The sequence below is a fragment of the Bacteroidia bacterium genome (genome assembly GCA_033391075.1).
Taxonomy (GTDB): Bacteria; Bacteroidota; Bacteroidia; order J057; family J057; genus JAWPMV01.
Map to the genome: position 1 here is coordinate 5037381 of JAWPMV010000001.1, position 22068 is coordinate 5059448.

General features: G+C 43.0%; 18 protein-coding genes. 4 read left to right on the forward strand and 14 right to left on the reverse strand.

The window, feature by feature from the left end:
- Nucleotides 1–45: 45 nt before the first annotated feature.
- The 3 genes from R8P61_20040 to R8P61_20050 are packed head-to-tail and all read right to left on the reverse strand — an operon-like array spanning nt 46 to nt 1809.
- Nucleotides 46–1212 carry a serine hydrolase gene (locus tag R8P61_20040; protein ID MDW3649370.1) on the reverse strand — a complete coding sequence of 389 codons (1167 nt, stop codon included), beginning with the start codon at nt 1210–1212 and terminating at the stop codon, nt 46–48.
- A 49-nt stretch (nt 1213–1261) separates the two neighbouring features.
- Nucleotides 1262–1513, reverse strand: a complete 252-nt coding sequence (locus tag R8P61_20045) for a hypothetical protein (protein ID MDW3649371.1) — start codon at nt 1511–1513, stop codon at nt 1262–1264.
- 23 nt (nt 1514–1536) lie between these two features.
- Nucleotides 1537–1809, reverse strand: coding sequence for a hypothetical protein (locus R8P61_20050; GenBank protein MDW3649372.1), 273 nt, complete (start codon nt 1807–1809; stop codon nt 1537–1539).
- Nucleotides 1810–1944: 135 nt separating this feature from the next.
- Between R8P61_20050 and R8P61_20055 the strand changes: the two genes are divergently transcribed.
- Together R8P61_20055 and R8P61_20060 are read left to right on the forward strand one after the other, a co-directional pair.
- Entirely contained in the window at nt 1945–2439 is a 495-nt protein-coding gene (locus tag R8P61_20055) for a (2Fe-2S)-binding protein (protein ID MDW3649373.1), read from the forward strand.
- Entirely contained in the window at nt 2432–4666 is a 2235-nt protein-coding gene (locus R8P61_20060) for a molybdopterin cofactor-binding domain-containing protein (GenBank protein ID MDW3649374.1), read from the forward strand. Before R8P61_20055 ends, R8P61_20060 begins: the two co-directional genes overlap by 8 nt.
- A gap of 209 nt (nt 4667–4875) precedes the next feature.
- Here R8P61_20060 and R8P61_20065 read toward each other — a convergent pair whose 3' ends face one another.
- The 10 genes from R8P61_20065 to R8P61_20110 form a co-directional block, all read right to left on the reverse strand.
- On the reverse strand, nt 4876–5904 hold the full coding sequence (locus tag R8P61_20065) for a S41 family peptidase (GenBank protein MDW3649375.1): 1029 nt from the start codon (nt 5902–5904) through the stop codon (nt 4876–4878).
- Between the two features lie 2 nt (nt 5905–5906).
- Entirely contained in the window at nt 5907–6734 is an 828-nt protein-coding gene (locus tag R8P61_20070) for a hypothetical protein (GenBank protein ID MDW3649376.1), read from the reverse strand.
- Between the two features lie 102 nt (nt 6735–6836).
- Entirely contained in the window at nt 6837–7769 is a 933-nt protein-coding gene (locus R8P61_20075; protein MDW3649377.1) for a tetratricopeptide repeat protein, read from the reverse strand.
- 143 nt (nt 7770–7912) lie between these two features.
- Nucleotides 7913–8203, reverse strand: a complete 291-nt coding sequence (locus R8P61_20080) for a GNAT family N-acetyltransferase (GenBank protein MDW3649378.1) — start codon at nt 8201–8203, stop codon at nt 7913–7915.
- A gap of 69 nt (nt 8204–8272) precedes the next feature.
- The gene (locus tag R8P61_20085) at nt 8273–9652 is read right to left on the reverse strand and encodes a S41 family peptidase (protein MDW3649379.1); all 1380 of its coding nucleotides are present in this window, start codon (nt 9650–9652) and stop codon (nt 8273–8275) included.
- A gap of 126 nt (nt 9653–9778) precedes the next feature.
- Complete coding sequence (locus R8P61_20090) at nt 9779–13273, reverse strand: TraB/GumN family protein (GenBank protein MDW3649380.1); 3495 nt, start codon at nt 13271–13273, stop codon at nt 9779–9781.
- A 611-nt stretch (nt 13274–13884) separates the two neighbouring features.
- Complete coding sequence (locus tag R8P61_20095; protein MDW3649381.1) at nt 13885–15417, reverse strand: VCBS repeat-containing protein; 1533 nt, start codon at nt 15415–15417, stop codon at nt 13885–13887.
- 210 nt (nt 15418–15627) lie between these two features.
- Entirely contained in the window at nt 15628–17214 is a 1587-nt protein-coding gene (locus R8P61_20100) for an SPFH domain-containing protein (GenBank protein ID MDW3649382.1), read from the reverse strand.
- A 19-nt stretch (nt 17215–17233) separates the two neighbouring features.
- Complete coding sequence (locus tag R8P61_20105) at nt 17234–17773, reverse strand: NfeD family protein (protein MDW3649383.1); 540 nt, start codon at nt 17771–17773, stop codon at nt 17234–17236.
- A gap of 321 nt (nt 17774–18094) precedes the next feature.
- A complete protein-coding gene (locus R8P61_20110) occupies nt 18095–18967 on the reverse strand; it encodes a hypothetical protein (protein ID MDW3649384.1) in 873 nt (290 codons plus the stop codon).
- Between the two features lie 191 nt (nt 18968–19158).
- Here R8P61_20110 and R8P61_20115 point away from each other — a divergent pair, with 191 nt between their 5' ends.
- Together R8P61_20115 and R8P61_20120 are read left to right on the forward strand one after the other, a co-directional pair.
- Nucleotides 19159–20289, forward strand: a complete 1131-nt coding sequence (locus tag R8P61_20115; protein MDW3649385.1) for a T9SS type A sorting domain-containing protein — start codon at nt 19159–19161, stop codon at nt 20287–20289.
- 39 nt (nt 20290–20328) lie between these two features.
- Entirely contained in the window at nt 20329–21282 is a 954-nt protein-coding gene (locus tag R8P61_20120; protein MDW3649386.1) for an NAD(P)-dependent oxidoreductase, read from the forward strand.
- Here the strand turns inward: R8P61_20120 and R8P61_20125 are convergent, their stop codons facing one another.
- Nucleotides 21283–22068: a glucose 1-dehydrogenase gene (locus tag R8P61_20125; protein MDW3649387.1), complete on the reverse strand. Its 786-nt coding sequence runs from the start codon at nt 22066–22068 to the stop codon at nt 21283–21285.

Consider the following 22068-nt stretch of genomic DNA (forward strand, 5'->3'; position numbering starts at 1 on the left):
GGAATATTACATATAATACTAGAAATTCCAAAACAAGGATTAACTCTATTCTGAAACAGCCTGGAAATATTTTGCAATCTTTCTATAAGGATACCCTCCCGCTCCTTTTTCTGCAAATTGTACAATAATTGTTTTGCTAGGGGGATGTACGTACAGGCGTTGTCCTCTTAATCCTTCTGCCGAATAATCGCCTTCACTTCCTACTCCAGGTATCCACCAGTAATTCTGATGACTAGCTTTTTGCCAGCCTTTGGTCGTGTTATTCAGATTATCAGGCCGGAGGCTGAGGCTATATGCGATCCAGGCGGGAGGCAGGATTTGCTCTTTTTTCCCTTTGCCCAATTCCAGATATAAACGCCCGATTTTTGCCAGATCGATCGCCGTGCATTGAAAACTGCTAGGCGTATTCTCCAGCCCTTCCTCATGATCCAGTCCCCAACTAGCTCCATATTCTGCACCTATGCCTTGCCAGATGGTTTGCTCAAAGTATTCAGAGAGTTTCTTTCCTACCGCATTTTCGATGGCCCAGCCAAGTATAAGGGGATCTAAATTGCTATACTTCCACCTAAGTCCTGCAAGGGTATCTGCTTCAACTTTTAGTAAGTCTCCTTTCAAATCATCGGTATAGTAAAAACGAGCTTCCTCTGAGAAAAGATCGTGAAGAGGGTTTCCATTGGTTCGTTCAAAGGCAAGGCCGGATTTCATTTGCAGAAGATGATCCAGGCTAGTATAGGCGAAAGCAGGATGTTCCTCAAATTCTGGAATCAGACTTTTGACTTCCTGATCCAGGCTCTTGATGTAGCCATCTGCCATCGACTTGCCTAAAAGTACCGACAACATACTCTTACCGATTGAAAAGGTATTGGAAAGGCTCATCCGTTGATGATCCATAGCGTATTTCTCATAAAGGATGCTGTCATTTCTAATCACAAGAAAGGCCTTCAGTTTGCCCTCTTCAAAATATTGTGAGAAAGGGACCAGCTTTCCTTCTCCATTTTTCACTTGAAGGGTATCAAGCCTTCCTCTTTCTCCCGAAGTCTCAGCAAAGGAAAAAGGATCATTGCTGGCCTTCATCTGCCTTTGAGGGAAATTGAGATAGGTATCGGTCTGAGGTTTTTGATGGCGTATGATCCGGAATATCTGCGGATTTGCCAGATACAGAAGGAGAATCAGACCAAAAAGTAAGGGAAGGAGGATTTTGAGAATTTTCATGCAAGGAGAAATGAGATCAAAGATAGAGAATAATCCCTATTCTCATGAATCACCTTTCGTTTAACTCCTTCTCTATCGCCTTCCTCGAACTAAAACCTGGAAGTAAAGAGGCTACCATCAAGACTAATATAGAAACCATGGGTAGCATATTGGGATCATTTTCAGCAGTGAGGAAGAAAACGATTGCAGCAATCAGCAACAAACCATATATGATTGCTAAACCTGTAAATACCGTTTTACTGTCTTTTAATTTTTTTTCTAATTCTTCACGGCTTAGTTCCGAGAGTTTCTTATTTGCCATAACCAATAGTGTTTTCAGTATGTCTAAGAAACAAAAATTCTATCATTTTTGCGTTGCCGTATCTCCAGGATCAATTGAGACTTCTTTTTTCCCAGAAAGAGTAACAAAACAATCTGGCAGAATAGACCACAGATAAGGATAGGCAAATGGGTATAGGTCTTCAGCAAGAACTGTGAGCCCATCAGAATCAGGATTAACACAAGTACGATTCGGAACGCCCAGATGAGCTGTGCCAATTCTTTTTCTTCCTGATACAATTGCTGATACGTCATTTTACGGATTTCTCTCTCTTTCATCGATAAGGCTATATAGGGGTACATTTTTATAGGACGCATCCAGGCACCTTATCTCATCAGTCTTCGTAAAAAGTCAGCAAATTGATGTATATTCATACTTTCATATATTCCTCCTAAATCGGAATTTATCTATCTATGATCAAAATAACTATCAATGGTCAGGTGAAGGAATTTGATGTAGATCCTTCTACCCCGCTGCTTTGGGTCATTCGTGAACAGGCAGCTTTGACTGGAACTAAATTTGGATGCGGAATGGCTCAGTGTGGAGCCTGTACCATCCATCTGGATGGCAAACCCATCCGTTCATGCGTAACGCCCCTACAAGCAGCCGCTGATAAGGAAATCACGACTATCGAAGGTATCATTCCTGAAGGAGAGGAATTACACCCCATTCAGGCAGCCTGGATTGAAGAGCAGGTTCCTCAATGTGGCTATTGCCAATCTGGACAAATCATGTCGGCAGTTGCTTTATTAAAAGAGAATCCGGCACCTACAGATGAAGATATAGACAAAGCCATGAGCGGAAACATTTGCCGCTGTGGAACCTACGGTCGCATTCGCAAAGGCATCAAACGAGCCGCTGGAATGATGGCAGATGCTTCAACTCCTAATTCTGAAAACAATGGGTAAGTGGACGAGAAGAGCTTTTATCACCGGCGGTGTTCTCGCTGGTGGTGCGTTGATCCTCGGCGTAGCAATAAGAAGAGGAGATAAGTCTGAGGTCGTAAAAGGCATGATTGCCAGCGATGATGAAACCGTATTTGATATTTGGTTGAAAATTTCTCCGGATAATAGCGTTACGGCTATCATTCCCCATGCAGAAATGGGACAGGGAGTACATACTTCCCTGGCAATGATGCTGGCAGACGAAATGGATGCTGACTGGGATAAGATAAAAGTCATGGAGGCTCCCGCCCATAAAGAATATGCAAATTATGCGCTGGGGAAAGGCTTCATGCTGCAAGGAACAAAAATCCCTTCTTTCCTCGTAGGTACGGTTGACGGAGCTTTCCTGAAAATCATGCAAAGCATGAATATGCAGATTACCGGAGGTAGTACTTCTGTTCGGACTACCGGAATGCACGGCATGCGCGTAGCAGGGGCTGCGGCAAAAGCTACCCTTCTTAAAGCTGCTGCGAAAGAATGGGGGGTAGATGAAAGTAGCTTGAGAGCTGAAAAAAGCATGATCTATGATGATGCAAATAACAGATCTGCCAGCTATGCAGAATTAGCTCCTAAAGCTGCAGGAATTTCCATGCCTGCTAATCCAGAGCTAAAGAAGCCGGAAGAATTCAAGATTATGGGTACTTCTCCCCAGCGTCTTGATATACCGTCAAAAGTAAATGGAACGGCCAGCTTCGGCATGGACGTCGCTTTGCCCAATATGAAATATGCCACCATCAAGGCAAGCCCTGTATTTGGCAATACGGTCAAAAGCATGGATGCCAGTGCAGCTGAGTCTATGAAAGGGGTACACAAAGTACTCAATATGGACAAAGCGGTAGCTGTAGTTGCTGATGGTTACTGGACCGCAAAACAAGCCTTGAACAAGGTGAAAGTTGACTTCGGGGAGACTAGCAATAATTCAGTCATACAAGCCGATATCTACAGTAATTTTGCCAAAGCGATGGATGATGCTGTAGCGAATGGAGAACAGGAAGAAGATTTCGAATCCGGTGATCCGGAAGGAGCTTTGGCTTCTGCCAGCAAGGTCATCGAAGCCGAATACAAAATTCCCTACCTGGCTCATGCGGCTATGGAGCCTATGAACTGTACTGCCTGGATCCATGATGGTATAGCAGAAATTTGGACCGGTACACAGAATCCGCTGGGAGTTGCTGCCTTTGCTGCAGAGTTTCTGGAAATGGATGAAGAAAATGTCAAAGTCCATAACCAGTTCCTGGGAGGAGCATTTGGGAGAAGGGCTCAAAATGATGTGGTCGAACAAGCCCTCAGCATTGCAAAAGAGCTCGATAGCCCGGTTAAGCTCATCTGGTCCCGGGAAGAAGACATGCAACAAGATTTCTACCGGGAAGCTGCCACTAGTCGTTTCAAAGGAGGCATCGATGAAAATGGGAAAGCCAGCGTATGGATCAACCAATACGTGTACAAAAAGGAGCCTGCTGAGGCAAGTCATATTCCTTATTCCATCGCCAACACCTATGCCCACTATACCGACTTTGAAACACATATTCCCTGGGGTCCCTGGCGAAGTGTGGCTCACTCCAAACATGCATTCTTTACGGAATCTTTCATAGATGAAATGGCCGCGGCTCAGGAGCAAGATGCATATGAGTATCGAAAAGAATTACTCGCAGATAACCCCAGATTCCTCAAAGTACTGGAAACAGCTGCAGAAAAAGCGAATTGGGGCAAAGAGCTTCCCAAAAACTGGGGAAGAGGAATTGCCATCCACGAATCCTTTGGCACCATCGTAGCAGAAGTGGCCGAGGTAGAGGTTAAAGAAGATGGGAAGGTGCGGGTGCATAAAGTGGTATGTGCCGCTGATCCGGGATTCGCTGTTCATGAGGATGGTTTCAAATCTCAGATCGAAAGCGGTGTGATCTACGGATTGACGGCTGCTATGTATGGAGAAATTAAGATAGATCAAGGAAAAGTAGCGCAAAGCAACTTCCACGATTATCAGATGATCCGTATGAATGAAGCACCGGAGATTGAGGTTCATATCATCAATAGCGGAGAGTTTCCGGGAGGAGCTGGAGAACCAGGCACACCTGCCATCGCTCCCGCAGTAACCAATGCGATCTTTGATGCAACAGGAACGAGAATACGAGAGTTGCCGATAAATCTCCAGAAAATTAAGCTGGAAGATCGACAACTATCTTCCAATGAATAAATAAAAAAGGGGCTGAAGATTTCAGCCCCTTTTTTTTGATTCCAAGAGATGACTTCCCCGCCAGGGAATCTTACTTTTCGAGACTGAGTCTTAGCACAGGATTTCTCAGCACTGCCAGGCCTGGAATCTGCCCTACAAACCCGTATAGAAAATGGTCGAAAGAGCATGGCAACTCCTTCGACCGAATTATAGGGCTACAATTTTTATGGCTATTGCAAAAGTTCAATGGCTTTTTCCAGGACCATATCCTTCCCTTCAAGAAGATCTGACTTCGTATTTTTGATTTCTATATCCGGAATCAAGCCAATGCCTTCATGGCTCACACCCTCTGCATCCCTCCAATCCCCTATACTCAGAGAATATCCCCAGCCATTGGGCATTTCTCGATTGATCTGATTAGAAAAAGCTCCAGCTGTCCGTTCACCTACAAAGATTACTCCCGGCAAAACCTTGAGAGCCAGACCAAAAGTTTCCCGAGCACTGATGGTATAATTGTGAGTTAGCACTACGACTGGCTTGAGGTATTGAAACTCCCCTTCAGGCTCAATCGACCAATCCTCAAAGTCTGTAAATTCCTCCGCTCCGGGACCTGATTTTACACGAGTCCGCATATAGGGTCGCCTTTGGTCTGTAAATCTGCCAGCGATATATTGACCAGCAAAATCCTCTCCCCCATAACCTCCCCGAATATCGATGATGATTCCTTTGGCATCTTTAAGCGCCTCTAAAACCTCATCCATAGGAGCTTCGAGATTAGCAGGCGAATCAGAAAAACCCTCAACATGGACATATCCTATATCTCCTTCCAGCATGCCATAGGTGAAGAAAGGATCCGCAAATTTGGCATCTGTGAGGTAGTTGTTTTTCAGCACCTCCAAATCAAAATCATCAATCTCATCAATTTGACCAACTATACCTGACTGAAAGAATGGGAACTCCTGATCAGTAGGTACAAGGGCCACATGACTATCATCCAGGCCAGCCAGCATATCTACCAGAACTGCATACAATTCCGCATCTGGACTCGTATTTTCCAACTGAGGCTCATAGACCTGATACACAGAATCCCAGTCTATGCCTTTTATTTGAAAGAGACCATATTTGGCCTGAAACTCGCCCCAAATAGATTCAAAATTACTTTTGGGAGTATTGGGTAGCTCTTCATCGAGGAGAACTTTATCACAAGAAATAAACAGAATACAGAGGGAAAAAAGTGATGTTAAATAGATCTTGTTCATGACTAGAATTGGTAAAAGAGGCTAATAGAATTTGAGTAGGCACGGAGGTTTCTTTCAGGAAATTGCTGGTCATTCATCCACATAAACTGGTAATTAACTCCTGTTTGCTTTCCCGATAGAAGGTCTATGCGGTAAGAAAGCAGGAGATTTACTTGTTGAAATTCATTTAGCGTCTTAAGGCTTGATCCGGTTTTCAGATAGGCTTTGAAATAGCTACTTTCCGGCAAACTGGGATCCAGGGTATAAGGTTGATTGAGTATAAAGGATAGCAGTGGGAAGGAAAGGCGGGCAATCAATTGACTCTGATCCAGATTTAAAAGATTCGCCTGAAAACTTGGACCGATACTAAGCTGATTGTAAAACCAGCTATCGGCTCCCATGCCAGCATAGCTGAATCGATCCTCGATTTTGATACCGGCATAAATGGGCTTTTGGCCCGAAATACTCCAAACTTGCTCAAATTGAAATCCGAGTTGGGCAAAAGATAGTAAAGGATTCACATCATAAACCGAAGAATCCCTATTGCCGGAAATATCATAAGGGTCATAGATGACAGCTTCCCTTCGCCCCAATCCTTTAGCTTGATTGCTACCCAAACCGATAGATAATTGCAGGTTTCGAAGGCTGCGATTTTTTTGTTTTTCCAGAGAAAAGCCCAACAAAAGATTATGAGAAACATAGATCAGTGGAGAAGTATTCTTCGCCAGTGTTCTGTAGTTCTGATATCCCAATTGTAAGCTTAATTGAGCAGGATATGTGGGCTCTGCTTCTTGGGCGAAAGTAAGGAAGGGGAATAGGAGGAAAGTGTAGAAGAAAAGTTTTCGTTTCACGCAATTGAGTTTCTCCAATAGACAGAGAAAGTCAAAAAGGGATGCAGCGAATAAATGCTTTTTATTAAATTCTATGAAGGCTGTCGAAATCCAGGCTATCCCTTACTTACAATGCTTTTCCTTCAATTCGATCACCTCATTCCCATAGGTTTTGACAAATCCCAGATCAAGACTGATCGAGAGTGCATCACAAGCCTCCGGAAATCTTTTCATAGCTATCAAAACCAAAGCCTTATTTCGATAGGCATAAGGATTATCAGGGAATAAGTTGATTCCAGCAATGATATCCTGATAAGCTGCTTCTACATCTCCGAGGATCATTTTGATATTGCCAAGATTGTTGTAAGCAATTCCCCGGGCTTCCCGAGTCTCTGCCAATTCAAGGGCTTTCTCAAAATCCAGGAGGGCCAAAGAATCTGCCGTTATCTCCAATCGGGCATATCCCCGATTTATATAGGTGCGGGAACTTGCATCTCCCAATTCGACAACCCTATCCAAATCCAGAATAGCGTCGCCATAGGAAAGTTTGCTGAGATGGATGAAAGCTCTTTCTTCAAAGGCACGAGGATTTTCACCTTCAAGTTCAATAGCGCGCCCAAAACTTACAAGGGCAGCATCCAGTTTCCCGGCTCTTTTATAGATCAATCCTTCTGCAATCAGAAAGTCAGCATTGCTCGGCTGCATATCCTGTGCCTTTCTGATATCAGCCAGAGCGCCCCTGAAATTTCCTTCAGAAGAAAGGTAAGAAGCTCTTGCACTAAAGGCTTCTGCATATTCCGGATCCAGTTGTAGTGCTTTTTCGATAAAGGGCAGGCTTTCCTCCGCTTTCCCCAAATAATAGAGGTTTTGCCCCATAAGAAGGGTATAAGAAGCGTTTTTAGGCTCTTTTTTCAGGATTTTCTTGAGATGTCCTATGCTTTCATCATATCGATCTTCTGCATAGGCTGCCTGAGCCTCCTCTTTCAACAGTAAATAATCAGGCTTACTACAGGATATAAGAATGGCAGTGCTAAGAATTAGTAAAGTAATCCTCATAGGCGAAAATGATTTACTTTTTCTAATTAAGCGCTTGATTCCGAAAGTCTTAACTCAATTGTTTCGGATATCCTTCATGGATGTACAAGATAGCATTTCATCAAGTAAATCCCATCACAGCAACAAAAGATGCGCAAATTTCTCTACCTCAACACATCCGAAATCTTACTATCCTTGTCAAATACACTTTTTGCATAGGGACAAAGCGGTAGAATTTTCTTCTCATTTTCACGAGCCATATGGACAATTTTGTTGAGCAATTTTCGCCCCAATCCCTGTCCTCTGTAATCGTTACTGACCTCTGTATGATCTATTATGATCAGATGAGTACCAGCCAGTGAATAGGTCATTTCTGCAGCTGTAGTGGCGGCTGCTTCGATATAGGCTCTCCCTTTAGAGCCTGCTTCTTCGAGTTTTACTTCTATTGTGTCCATTGAATGATTTCTTTAACAGAGAAAGCTCAATTCGCTGAGTTTGTTTCAGAAAAAAGTAAAGAAAATATGCTACTTATTGATCGATATCAGGCTTTTGGCTAGTGCCATTTCTTTATCAGCCTCTTTGAGTAAATCTTCCAAAGAATAATCGACAGCAAAATCAGGAATAAGTCCCCTTTCCTTTGCTGCCTGTCCTCCCGGGCCCGCATATTCTGTACGGTAGCGAGGAATCCCGATGCGAAAATTAGAATTCGGGAGGTAGATAATTTGCTGAGAACCTGCTGAGAATCCATCATAACGACTTCCGGCTTCTTCTCCAATGAGGGTTGCTCCTCCAAATTCCTTGAGGTAACGCGCCAGAGATGCCGCTGCGCTGAAGGTCCGACCATTGATCAGCACATAGATTTTACCTTTGAAAGCAAATCTGCTTTTTGAAGGGGTTTTATAGGATTTGCTTCTGCCTTTCCAGGAATAAGATTTCTTGAAATATTTGCTACTTGCTTTTTGCTGGATATAGGGCAGCATTTCGTAGGCCATTTCTGTCCTCCCTCCATAATTGCTGCGAAGATCAATAACCAAAAAGTTTTTACCTGTTCGGCTCAATTCCTTAAATAAGTCTTTGTATAAATCCTTGGCTTTAATCTTATATTTTTCGAGCAGGCTTCGCCTAAAGGTTTTTAGCCTAAGGAGGGCATATTCCTCCTCTTGTTTCCACTCATATACTTCCGAGATATCTTTCGGTACAAAAGCCTGTACTCCCTGTCCGGCCCGACGCGCCCGTAAATTGATACTCATTTCGCCACGAGTTAAGGCGGGAATTTCAAATCTCCCTGAGCGTCCCCGAATATCATCTTTTACCTGAATCAAAAATTTCTCTGCTCGCTCAATGTAGAGGTAATACATCCAGTTGAATCCGGTATTCAGGGTTAGGTTTTGATAGCTGCGAATATTGCCGTCGGAGGGAAGGTGTTGCCGCAGTTTATCCAGAATATCTTTTGCTCCTACTGAATTGATAGAAATAATTTCATGACCTCTTTCCAACTCATCTTTTTCTGTAAAAAGGTCCCAAATAAAAATCCTGTCTCCAACTATTTTCACTGCAATTGGGAGATAGCGAAATTCATCGTCAAGGAAACCTTTATGTACTTTATCTTCCCAATTTCCCAAGCCATAGTGCCCCTCATTTGCGACAGCTACTATGCGTGAGATGAGGGAAAATTGTGCAATGGGATCATAGCTTTCTTCTTTTAAGTCAAGAAAAGCGTCCCATTTTGCTTTTATATCTGGATTGTAGTGATCAATATTGGGATGAAATTCCTCCATTTTGTCCATGAGGAAAGTGAGGTCTTCTTTCATTTGCTCCGCTCCCAGCTCTTGTGCGTGCAAAAATGAGGAGCAGGAAACGGCCAGCAAGAGAAAGAAAATTTTTGTCATTCGAAATGCGTGCATAGCCGGGTCTTAGATTCTAATTACTCCATATTACTAAAAAGCCCTTGTTTTTGCATGATAAAGATCAGCCTATCAGTTGATAAACTTTCTGATAGGCTGATCTTTTAGGGAGTTTATGAGCTTGATTTATTCCTTTTTTGTCTGCCAAAGGGCTTTTGCCTGAGCTTCCCAGTCTTCTTCCAGTATATCCCAATCGCAGAAAGCAGGAAGATTTTTCACATCGGTTTTCGCAGGATCACCTTCAAAAGGACCGCTAAGTCCCAGGTACTCATATTTCGTTCCATCCGAAGAAGAATAAACGATCGCAAAGGCGTACATACTTTTATCCCCATCTGTAATCTTACCCAGCTTCCTGAGTTCTTCCGGGCAGGACTCATCCTCGCACAATACGTAGCGCAAGTTGATATAAGCCATTTGCTCAGCATTTCTATATTTCTTGGGGACCTCTTTAAGCTTTCCAGCCTCTGAATAAGCTTCCAGGATTACATATTGATAATCTTCCGACTCAAGGAATCTCCTGATCCATTCCTTATCTGTAGCTTGTCGGAGGCTAATGCGACTTCTAACAGCCTCAGATTGGTAGTATTCCGGCACTAAAGGATTCAGCAAACGGTTGCTAAAGACATCCCCTTGCTTATCTGAAGGCATGCTTCTCATAATTTGCAGGTAATACAGAATTTCTGCCATGTAGGAATTGCTGGTGGTATCCTGAAGTTTATCCCAATAGCGCTCTAGGTCGGCTTCCCGATACTTGATCAGGTAACTATAATTCTCCCGAACTTGCTTTTCCAGATCCTCATCTCCACTATTCAACATACCTTTTGAAAGATACAGCATGGAACTTTTCATATCTGAAATCTCCATCATAGGCAGAAGTTTATCATAATACTCAAAGGCCAGGCCCAGGGAATCATAAAAGGGTTCAAGGTATTTCCAGGCATTATCCACTTCTTTGGGTGGATTATTCAGAAAGAGAGACAGAAAATCCTGCAAGCTCTCCGGATGCTCATGATCCAGCAGGCTAGAGAGTATTTTATTTTTCAAAACATAGGGAAGGTTCTCCTGCTGATATAATTCTTTGAGCTTGGCAATCGCATCATCGCTTTCCAGGTAAAAAACTTCTTCTATCAATTGGCCCCTTGCACCCGTCTCCAGGCTATCATCAGGATAGGAAAGCTTAAGGCTTTCCTCAATCAGGGGAATATCTTCATCCAGAAATTCATAGTACTCAAAGGCTCCAAGTGCTCTATTATATTCTGCCGTATCTGAAGAACTCAAAGCCTCAATGATATCCTTTGATTTGGAAGCCAGGTAATCAAAGGGTACAGGTTCTTTAATATAGGAAATAGAGGAAAGGAATTTTTCAGCAACCTCAGCTTGTATTTCCTCCAATTCACCATACACACTGGCGCAATAGAGATTCCTGTTTTCCAACCAAAACCTCAACCTGAAATTCTCATGACTCAAGGTGTCCTGGATAAGTAGTTCTTTGCCTCTGTAGGGGCCAATATTCACATCCGTTTCACTCAACAAGGTATCCCCATAATCCATTATATCTCCTTTGTAGAAATCATAGTAGGCGGAGAGACTATCTACCCGGAAATATGGATCGAGTTCATAATACTCAAATAAATAGGCTCCTCCTGTGAAAGGATTTCGATCCTGAAATGCCACATAATTTCGATAGGTAGAGCTATAATCTGTACTGCTATCAAGCTCCGTAATATGCCCGCCAAAGAGGGAGAATTTCACCGGTAGATCTTCATATTCAATCACGGTTTTCAGTTGTCCCTTTTCAAAAGGTTCAATCCTAAAGGAATCAAAATAACGATCGTCAAAGTCAGGTACTTCATTGCGGCTAAAGCTCTGCTTGAATATCCGATATATTCGATTTCCCCGTGCATACAGTCTTCCGATTATATAAGTGTTTTCTCCAAGTTTCAATTTGAGTTCGCGGCCTTCATAGCCATCTTTCCAAATCGTGTCGGCTGGCGAAACCAGTTCGCCATTGCTTTGAATTTCCTCAACCAATGCATTCAATCCTTCTCCCCGATTTTCTAAATAGTAGCCTCTGGGAAAATCATTGTATCCAAAGATGTAATTGGTTTGATTGCTTTTATCATTTGATAAATACAGTTTCACTTTGAATTGTTCCCCATCAGGATCAGCGGGGTTTTCAAAAACATTGTAACGAACTTCTGCTTTAGCAGGAATTGAAATGGAGAAAGCAGCAGTATCATCCTTATGGGTGAGCCATGTTTTTTCCCGGGGAGCTTCTGCTTCGAATAGCTGCAATGATTCAAAAAAGCGTTTAAGATATGGTTTCTCAATTTTGCTGGATTCTTTACCCGCAAGCATGCAGTAAAAAATCTTATCCTTGACCAGCATCTGAAACTTCAGTGCCATTTTTTTGTCTGTCTTGACCGTTCCTTCCAGTCCTTCGATATCCCCCCTTTTAAACTTCTTCGGACTCAACAATTCCTGGCCTTCTTTGCTTTTAAACTTTTTCACCAGATTATCGAGCAAATCCTCTTCGGAGATTTGCTGCTTAAGGGTCCGCATATCGATAATAAACATAGAGTAAAAGGCTCCCGTTGCCAGGTCCGGATACAGGAACATTTGCATAGGATCAAAGCGATCATCTGGAAAAGGAATGCCTGGCATTTCCACAGAAAATCCCAATGCATCATCCTGATACCTTGGCCATTTCATCTGCATCAAATCAATCTTGTAATTATCTGCAAGACCCGTGAAAGTTGCATTGACGGCTTCTACGGTATATCCTTTTTTACGCAAAAGGCTGATCACTCCTTGCTCGCCCGGTAAATGAGCAGCACCGACCGCAGCAAAGGTTGGCTCCTGACTCATAAACAGATCTATACGATCAGCCATGACTGCATTTCTTTCGACCATCACCGGATCAGCCAAAGCATGACCATTAAGGTTGCTCTGAAGATTCTCCAGATTCCCTCCCTCGTACATACCAACGAAATCATCCATATATGCATCAAACTCCTCCTGATTCATCTCTATCAAACTGAGAATCATCTCTCTTTGATCTTCTACACTTTTCCCTTCAATCAGATCCAATTGGGTACCGATTTCTTCCAGCCCTACCAGACGCTTACCCATGGTTTTGGCGATTCCATAGAGATAGGCGTCGACAAAGGTTTCTTTGTCATTTTCCTTACTCATTTTGGGTTGGAGCAATCGTTTGAGTACCGCCGTATTTTTATTGGCCAGTTCATCATAATTATACCCATTTATCTCCTTGAACCTTTCCTTCAACAAGTTCATTTGTTCCTCGCTAAGCAGATCCTCGATTTTACTTGAGGCCGGCTTTTCCCTTTTGCGGTCAAACATGGCCCGTATGAGGGAATCCGGATGTACTTCCAGTGCAAAAATTCCACACTTTTCAATAGAAGTCATCACTGAGTCACTGAAATTAAAGGCACGTGCATCCTTGACATGCATGGTGCCAAAGAGGTAAGAAGGTTTACTGAGGCCATTCCCTTCAATTTGCCATAGGAGTTCATAATCGGCACTTTCCTGAGCCAATGAGCAAACAATATGAAAACAAGTAAAAAGGAACAGGCAAGTTCTTTTTAGAGAATTCTGCATGTTATTTGGTGTTGGAGCCGATCAGCCATTATGCCAATCCGGCCAGGGTGTTACATGGTTTGTGCTTAAAGATAAATCTTATGTGTGTCTTAGGGTACAATTCATTGTCAAGATGCAGAAATTTCTACCTTAAATAAAAGGCATACTGCCTTAGTTGCTTTCAAGCTCTTCGAGAGTAAGTTTTTCAACTACCAAAAAAAGCGCCTCAGAAATCTGGTTCCAGCGAACATTATGGTCTGAAGGTTTCAGAGGTGAAAGCAGAAATTCCTCTTCCAACTTTTGTATTCGTTTTAGACATTCTTCAGTCGCTCTAAACAGATAAGACCCATTCTTACAGACTTCCCGTAATTTTTCAGCAGCTTCTCTGTTTCTTGCTTGTTTTAGAAGTTCTAAAATTTCTGATTTAAACGCTTCTATGTCCATACAAAATATACTAAGCGAAATTCGCTCAAATTATTCGGGCAAAGAAAAATCAGGGAAGACATTGTGTTATAGGTCGTGTTGAATTTTCTCTCCTGCAAATATATAAGAATCAGGGATGAATAGAAATATCGGGAGTGCAGGACTCAGAGACATAAAATTGTCCTTAGATTGAGAAGAACGCACTAAAGTTACTGTTCCCCATCGATCAACTGATTTTCCAATACCAATAGATCCAGATAGGAAAGCTTCCATTTATCTGATAGGACTTCCGGGACCGGGGTGAAGTTATAGGTAAAAGAACTAATCACGAGGTCTTCGTCTCCATCTCCATCCAGATCACCGGCATCCATGAGAAACCATCTTCCTTCCTGAGGTTCTACTAAGTTTTGGGGAGAAAAACTGAAGCTTTCAGCATGAAGGTTTTCCAGGTAAACGAAGGAATCTTCCGGATGATTTTCATAGTCGGGGAAAGAAGCCACAAGGGCAAAGTCCATGTCCTCATCCTGGTCAAAATCACTTGCGACAATACGTGTAGCTCCATGTAGGGGAAAGAAAAAGGCCTCGCTAAAATTCATCTGTCCATCATTGAGGTACAAACGCATGCCGTGGTAGGGTTTCTGCACATAGGTTTTATCCGCATTATCACCGTGAACCGTGGCAATGTCCAAATCACCGTCCCCTTCGTAGTCAAATACTTCAAACCAACTGGTTCCCAGTATCGGGCTAAATGAAATCAACTCTTTTTCGGTAAACTCCAAATCGCCACTTTGCATATACGCATAAATCCCTTCCCGGGCCTGAGCCTTCAAAACCACGAGGTCTTTCTTTTGATCCGCATTCAGGTCGATCGCAATCGTTCGGGTATTTCCCGGCTCGGTATTCAGGAGCCGCTTCCCTAATTTATCCTCTCCCTCAAATTCAAATAAGGCCAGATTTCCCGTAAAATGTCCAAATTCACTGACGATCAATTCAGCGGTTCCGTCTCCGTTTAAATCTTCTATCAAACTGTGCACAGGACGATGCAGTACCTGATTAAATTCTTTTCTCTCCCCATCTCGAATACGGATGATGCTACCAGAACTCCGTTCAGAGGGATTTAAGTAGCCGATAGAGGTAGCATAGGAGACAGAATCCATTCGGGTAAAATCAGAAATCGGCCTTCGAATTTGTGCTAAACTATTCACCTGCCTCTTTCTGTAGTCATATTCGAGGATATTCCCACGAATGTCAGCCAGATGCAGTCTCTGCCATTCCGGCTCGTAGCGCATGAAAATAAAATTGGCTCCTCGCAGCGAATCAAGGCTTATTGCATGGGCCTTAAAAGCGCTAATAGACTTCCTGGCTGTATAGGAAAGGCTTTGCTGCAGTTCTTCAGGGGCTTGTTTCAGGACATAATGTTTGATCCTCTGCCAATCCTGATCTGAAAGGACTCTTTTTTGAGAATAAATACCACTTTTGATCACGGCTCCCATTTCCTTAAAAGTATAGTCTTTCAGCGGATTATAGCCTTCTTCCTTAATGCCCATACGAGCGGCCATCTCGGGCAATACTTCTTTTTCCCACAGGCTTTTGGGAAGTGCCTGGATATCGGGTAATTGATGACAGGAGCTGCAGTGTTGTTCAAATAAAAGTCGTTCTTTTTCCGCTTCCGGGGTACAGGCAGTACCAAGGAAAGAAAAAATAATTAGCGTGTACAGACAGAAGCCAAAGGCTTTGAACATAGTAGGTTTTTAAGGCTTCATTATACAAATGATGGAACCTCTGGTAATTGAATAAATGTCTAAGTCCGGGGGTAAAGGAATTGTTTACAAATTAGCTGTTTTCGATATGGGAATTTTTCTAAGAACCATTCTTTACAGAGGATTCATATTGTTTTGCAGAAAAAAGGCTTGCGAAAATTTCGCAAGCCTTTTACCTAAGAGTTATTAGCTCTATTCTTCATTTTTGGAAGCATCGGTTTTAACTTCTTCTGCTTGTCCATTTTCTGCTACCGGCTCCACTTCGCCATTCAGTTTGGCTTTATTTTTATTTTGAACCAAAGCCTCCGGAAGGCTCATTCCACTTTGCTCCAGGAAGTCATTTAACTGAGGCATCATGCCATATAAGCCCTGCACAAAATTGCTCACTCCCTTACCGCTACCATTATCATAAACTACCACCTTTTCGATGTCCAGATCTTGAATGGCTTTTGTCTGAATCTCTGCCAATTCTGTCAACTTGTCAATCAATAGGTAACCAATGGCACTTTGGGGATCTCCATTTGCTGCTTCTACCAGCATTTGGAAACCTTCTGCCTGCTTTTTCAAGAGGGCTTCCTGACCTTTGGCCTGGGCCATATATCGAGCCAGGATAGCATCTGCTTCCCCTTTAGCAGTTTCTCTGCGACGCTCTGCTTCAGCTTGAGCGGCAATTACAGCTTTTTGCTTTTCAATATCTGCCTCAACTACTTCATCTGCCTGCTTCCTGGCCAATTCCATTTCTCCACGTGCTTTTTCCGTATCGCGCTCTGCGACATATGCTTCCTCAAGCGCTTTCGCTGCAGCTACTTTTCTTGCAGCAGTAGCTTTCCTTTCTGCTTCAGCAACTTCAATCTCTTTTGCAGCATTTGAATTTGCAATCTTAATGGAAGCTGTGTTTTTACCTTCTGTCGAGATAGCCTGTGCATCTGCTTCCCCAATTTCAGCTTTTGAGTTCGCTTCTGCTATGCTAATCCTTTGTCTTTGTTTTGATTCTGCTTCTCCAATCTCTGCTAAACTATTCGTTTCAGCTACTTTCACCCGTTGGAGCTGACTGGCCTCTGCCTCACCGATTTCTGCACGAGAATTGGCATCGGCAACTTTGGTACGCTGATCCTGCTGAGCTTCTGCCTGACCGATGGCACCGACTCTTTCCTCATTGGCCACCTTTACTTTTGCATCATTGATCGCTTTGGCTGCCGCTTCACGACCCAGTGCCTGGATATAGCCCGACTCATCCTGAATATCCGTTACGTTTACGTTGATCAATTCAAGACCGATTTTGTGAAGCTCATTCCCTACGTTTTTATATACAGACTCTACAAATTTATCCCGATCGGTATTCAATTCTTCAATGTCCATATTTGCGATTACGAGTCGCATCTGTCCCATGATGATATCATGTGCAAGCGAACGTACATTAGGTCTGTCAAGACCGAGTAGACGCTCTGCTGCTGCCAGCATCAGGTTAGGCTTATTACTTACCCCTACTGTAAACTGGGCAGGAACCGATACACGAATATTCTGTTTAGAAAGAGCATCCTGCAGGTTCACATCAATACTAATCGGGGTAAGGTCAAGGTATCGATAATCCTGAATCACGGGCCATACAAAGGCTGCACCACCTGCATAGCATTTTGCAGAGGTATCACCGCCTGTACGTCCATATACGACCAGAATTTTGTCCGAAGGGCATCTCTTATATCTGCTTACGAAGAAGAGGATAAGAAGCACAATGACTACGAGAAAGGCTCCGATGCCAAATAATACGAGTTCTGACATATTAGATTATAGTTTGGTGTTATACTGTTTCTTTTTTGACTTTGACAAATTCCCCATCAATCCCTACTACACGTACTTTGTCTCCGGTTTTAATCTCCTGTTTATCCATTGAAACTGCTTTCAATTCGCGATTAACTCCATTGACCAATACATTTACAATCCCTTCCCCTTTTGGAGGAATTCGTAAATAAACTTCTCCCAGTTGCTCTATGGCATCTTCCATAGCCCAGTTCACATTTTCTTCATTTCGGATGAGGAATCGAAAAATATAATTGAGTATCCATAGCGCGACAAATGCAACGGCCAGGCCGATAATAATTGCTATTCCAATATTTTCCTGGGAAAGCAAGACGATTTTCATTACCCAGGTAGTAACCGAAATCAGGGTTAGCCCCCCTTTTACAAATCCTATCCCTCCGGTATCAACTCCTGCATCTGTAGAAGTATCCACATCCAGATCAAGGTCCATTCCTCCCACAATCGAGAAGAGCAGCAAAAAGATCAATAGTCCTCCGCTAAAGACCGATACCCAGGTAAGAATTGGAATTAGATTTTCCATGATGTAATCGTTATTCAAATACAAATGGCTCCGGAATGCTTTATCCCGAAGTGAAAAACACAAAGAAAACTGTAATCGTGATTATTGGATAAGTATTTATACTGATCCGGACGTAAAGACGAGACCCATTTCAATGGTGCAATTGTGTTTTCACTCATTTTTAAAGCGTTCTTGTTTTCAATATAGTCAAGAATATGTTTAGTACATATCCTTTGTTTGCTTTTCGAGATTCTTTATTTCAAGGATAACAAAAGCAAGCCCAGGGTTGGAAAAATCCTGTATAAAATATTCTAACTTTAGGCGCTAGAGATATACTTTCTATTACTTGATTAAAGCTTTGCCGGAGGCCTCCACATTAAAAGGTATTGCTTCATCTTCCTCTAGTGCCAAATGCTCATTGATGGCTTTGAGGTGATGGTCCACACCTATTTCTGATCCGGGGATAAAGCCAGGTACAGTGATTACCTGAGCCAGAACCCCACCCAATCCACGATGTACCGTTCCACGCGGCAAGTAAATCAAATCGCCAACTTTTACTGCATCTGATTGTAAGAGAGATTGCGCCTCTTCGAGTTTTATACGTTGAGGCTGCTCAATTTTTTCAACTAATGAACTGGTAATAATGCGAGCTTCCGGCAGCGCCATTTGAACCAGGTAAAATTCGTCGAAGCCTCCTTCTTTGGGATGATAGTGGCTGAAAGAGTCCATAATGCGAACCCGATGGGCATTGAGGGCATGATATAGGTAGTGTCCGACTTCCTGTTTCCAGGTTAAAAGGATTCTTCGATAGGCATTGCGCTCCGTTGCACATCCTCCCGGCACATCGGTAATATTCATATCCCAGTCCGGGCGAATGAGTTTGGGAATCGAATCAGCAGGGGCATCCGGTACTTTAAATTCTAGCACGCTCATCATACTATCTGCCTCTAAACTCACTCCTTTATCCAGCATGATAATATCTCCTACCGTAGTCTTGGATGATTGACCTGAACTCAAAACTATATCGGGATCTCCTTCCTGTACAAAAAGAATTCGTTGATACGCCTGCCCTTCAATCTTTTCGATGGAAGATCGATACGCAAGGTCATAGCCGGGATTATTTTGGACGAAAGAGGCCCTTATGGACTCCAGGGCTTTTTCATCTCCATCAGCGAGATGTGCAATTTGCAATGGCTGATTGGCGGATTCTTTCATCTTAGTCGATCTTGATTCCTGACAGGAAAGTACACTCAGACAAATACAGAAGAGAAGAAAACAGAAACATTGAGTAGTAGTCATAGTAAATGAGCTTAGCTTGAGGTATTATAATTTACTAAGCTTTCTCAGGAAGCGAAAATCCTGAGAGATTTTCCTATTTTTAGGCTAAACTCTTCCATCACCATAGCATGAATCTTCGCCTTCTTATACTTTTCCTCTTATTTCCTCTATTGACTAAGGCTCAGACTACCTTAAATCAGGGTCTTCGGCACAATGGAATCAATCGGACCTATATCCTGTATATTCCTGCCTCTTATAGTGATCAGGAAGCCGTGCCTTTATTATTCAACTTTCACGGATACACCAGTAATGCTAATGCTCAGATGGTGTATGGAGACTTCAGATCAATCTCCGACACTGCCGGTTTTATTATTGTTCATCCTCAGGGAACGCTCGATGCAGAAGGAAAAACTCATTTCAATGTAGGTTGGGGAGGGAGCAATACCGATGATGTGGGATTTACTGATTTGTTGCTGGATAGTTTACTTGCAAATTATAATATTGATGAAAGCAGGGTGTATAGCACCGGCATGTCCAATGGAGGATATATGAGCTATTACCTGGCTTGTCAGTTGGGGGATCGAATAGCCGCAGTAGCTTCTGTTACCGGTTCGATGACCCCATTGCAGTATAATGGCTGTTCCCCAACACATCCTACTCCAGTCCTTCAGATTCACGGAACCCAGGACAATGTCGTTCCCATCAATGGTGCGAACTGGACTCGTTCGATAGATGATGTCATACAGTATTGGGTAACTCATAATAATTGTGATGAAACTCCTGAAATAAGTGCGCTCCCCAATACCAATGCAACTGATCAAAGCACGGTCGAACATATTGTGTATAAAAATGGAGATAATGGGGTGCAGACCGAGTACTTTAAAGTTACGGGAGGCAGACATACCTGGCCCGGTAGTGCAATTCCCAGTACGGGTACCAATTATGATATAGATGCATCTGAAGAAGTCTGGAAGTTCTTTTCGCGCTACGATATAAATGGGCTCCGATCTACGACCAGTAGTAAAGAACTCAATCCCTACCAGGTCAACATCTATCCCAATCCAGCCTCCACATTCCTGCTCATAACGACAGATCATGCAGGTACAAAATCTTATCAATTGCTGGATGTATTGGGCAAAGAAAAATTCAGCGGTTCATTTAGTACAAATTCTTTTCAAATCAATCTATCTGCACTCACAAAAGGACTGTATTTCCTCAAAATAGGGAAACAGTACTATAAAATACTCAAGGAAAACTAACAGCCAATTGGCTAAGCTATCTATATAAAAACAAAAACTATGGCCCCCAAGATCCTGATCAGTTATCCATTATCTCCCGCCCGAATCGAAGCCCTGAATTCTCCTTATGCTGTCAAATGTGTCAGTGGGAAAAAAAGCATGTACGAGGAGGTTTGCGAAAAGATTTCTGACTTTGATGCCCTGCTTTGTATGGGGCATCAGGCAGATAAAAAATTGATGGATTTGGGAAATAAACTGAAGGTCATTAGCAATTATGGCGTAGGCTATGACAATGTGGATGTTGCCTATGCAAAAGAGAAAGGAATCATGGTGAGTAACCTTCCGCGTTCTACCTCTGCCCCTACAGCAAACATGGCGATTGGACTTATGTTGAGTCTTATGCTAAAGATCAGTTTGCATGATAGACTATTGCGAGAGGAAAAGCTGCCCAAATGGGATTCACCCGCTTCCTATGGTAGTTCTCCGGGAGGGAAGCTCATGGGAATCATAGGCATGGGCAGGATAGGGAAAGAAATGGCTAAAAGAGCCCGTGCCCTGGATATGGAAATCTGTTATTACAAAAGGAATCGCATGAGTGCCGATGAAGAACAAAAACATGGAGCAATCTATCTCGAACTGGATGATTTGCTTCGCCAGTCAGATGTCGTTTCTCTCCATACTCCGCTAACTGAGAGTACTTTTCATTTGATTGGAAAGAGAGAAATTGATTTGATGAAAAGCACCGCCTTTCTCCTCAATACTGCAAGGGGAAGTGTAGTAGATAATGACGCTCTGATCAAAGCTTTGCAGGGAAATAAAATTGCAGGTGCAGGTCTGGACGTTTTCCCAAATGAACCGGAAGTCCCTAAAGCTTATTTAAGTATGGACCATGTGGTACTAACGCCCCATGCGGGAACGGCTACCCATGAATCCCGCATGGACATGTTTAATGAAGCCTTTCAGAATGCTGTCGATCTTTTGGATGATAAGGAAATCGACGCCAGAGTAGTCTAGCTATTTAGCTGTCCAGCCTCCATCAACGGTTACAACCGAGCCTACCATGTAGGAAGAGGCCTCACTGGATAAGAAAATAGCAGCGCCCTGAATTTCTTTCAGCTCTGCCCAACGCTCAACAGCCGTAGCTCCAATAACAAATTTCTTATACTCAAGCGTATCCTTAAAGGGAATATTCATTTCCGTCAAAAAGGGTCCGGGACAAATCGCATTTACATTGATACCAAATGGTGCCAACTCCAATCCTAAGGCTCGTGTCATTTGAATCACAGCTCCTTTGCTCGTCGCATAGGGGGTCCGATTGGCAAGTCCGACAAGACCGAGTGTACTTGAAATGTTGATGATTTTCCCACTTCCTGCATCTTTCATGCTGGGAGTAACAGCTCTCGATGCCAACCACATGCCATGAACATTGACATTCATTACCCGTTGAAATTCTTCTTCCTGCAATTCATCTATGGGCCCGCGAATATTGATCCCCGCATTATTTATGAGGACATCTATTCTCCCGAAATGATCCATAGCCTTTGCTGCCATAGCCTTCATATCCTCAGCTTTGCAGACATCTGCCGCAAATGCAATCGCTTCTGTCCCATAAGCTTCTTCGAGTGATTTAGCTGCGCGCTCACCTTCTTCCAGATTTCTATTCACCAACATAAGTTTGGCTCCTCCGGAAGCGAGACCAGCAGCCATCGCAAGTCCCAGACCTTTAGATCCACCTGTGATGATGGCTAGTTTGTCTGTAAGTGAAAATTGTTTGATACCAGGTAATTGGGCTACATTCAT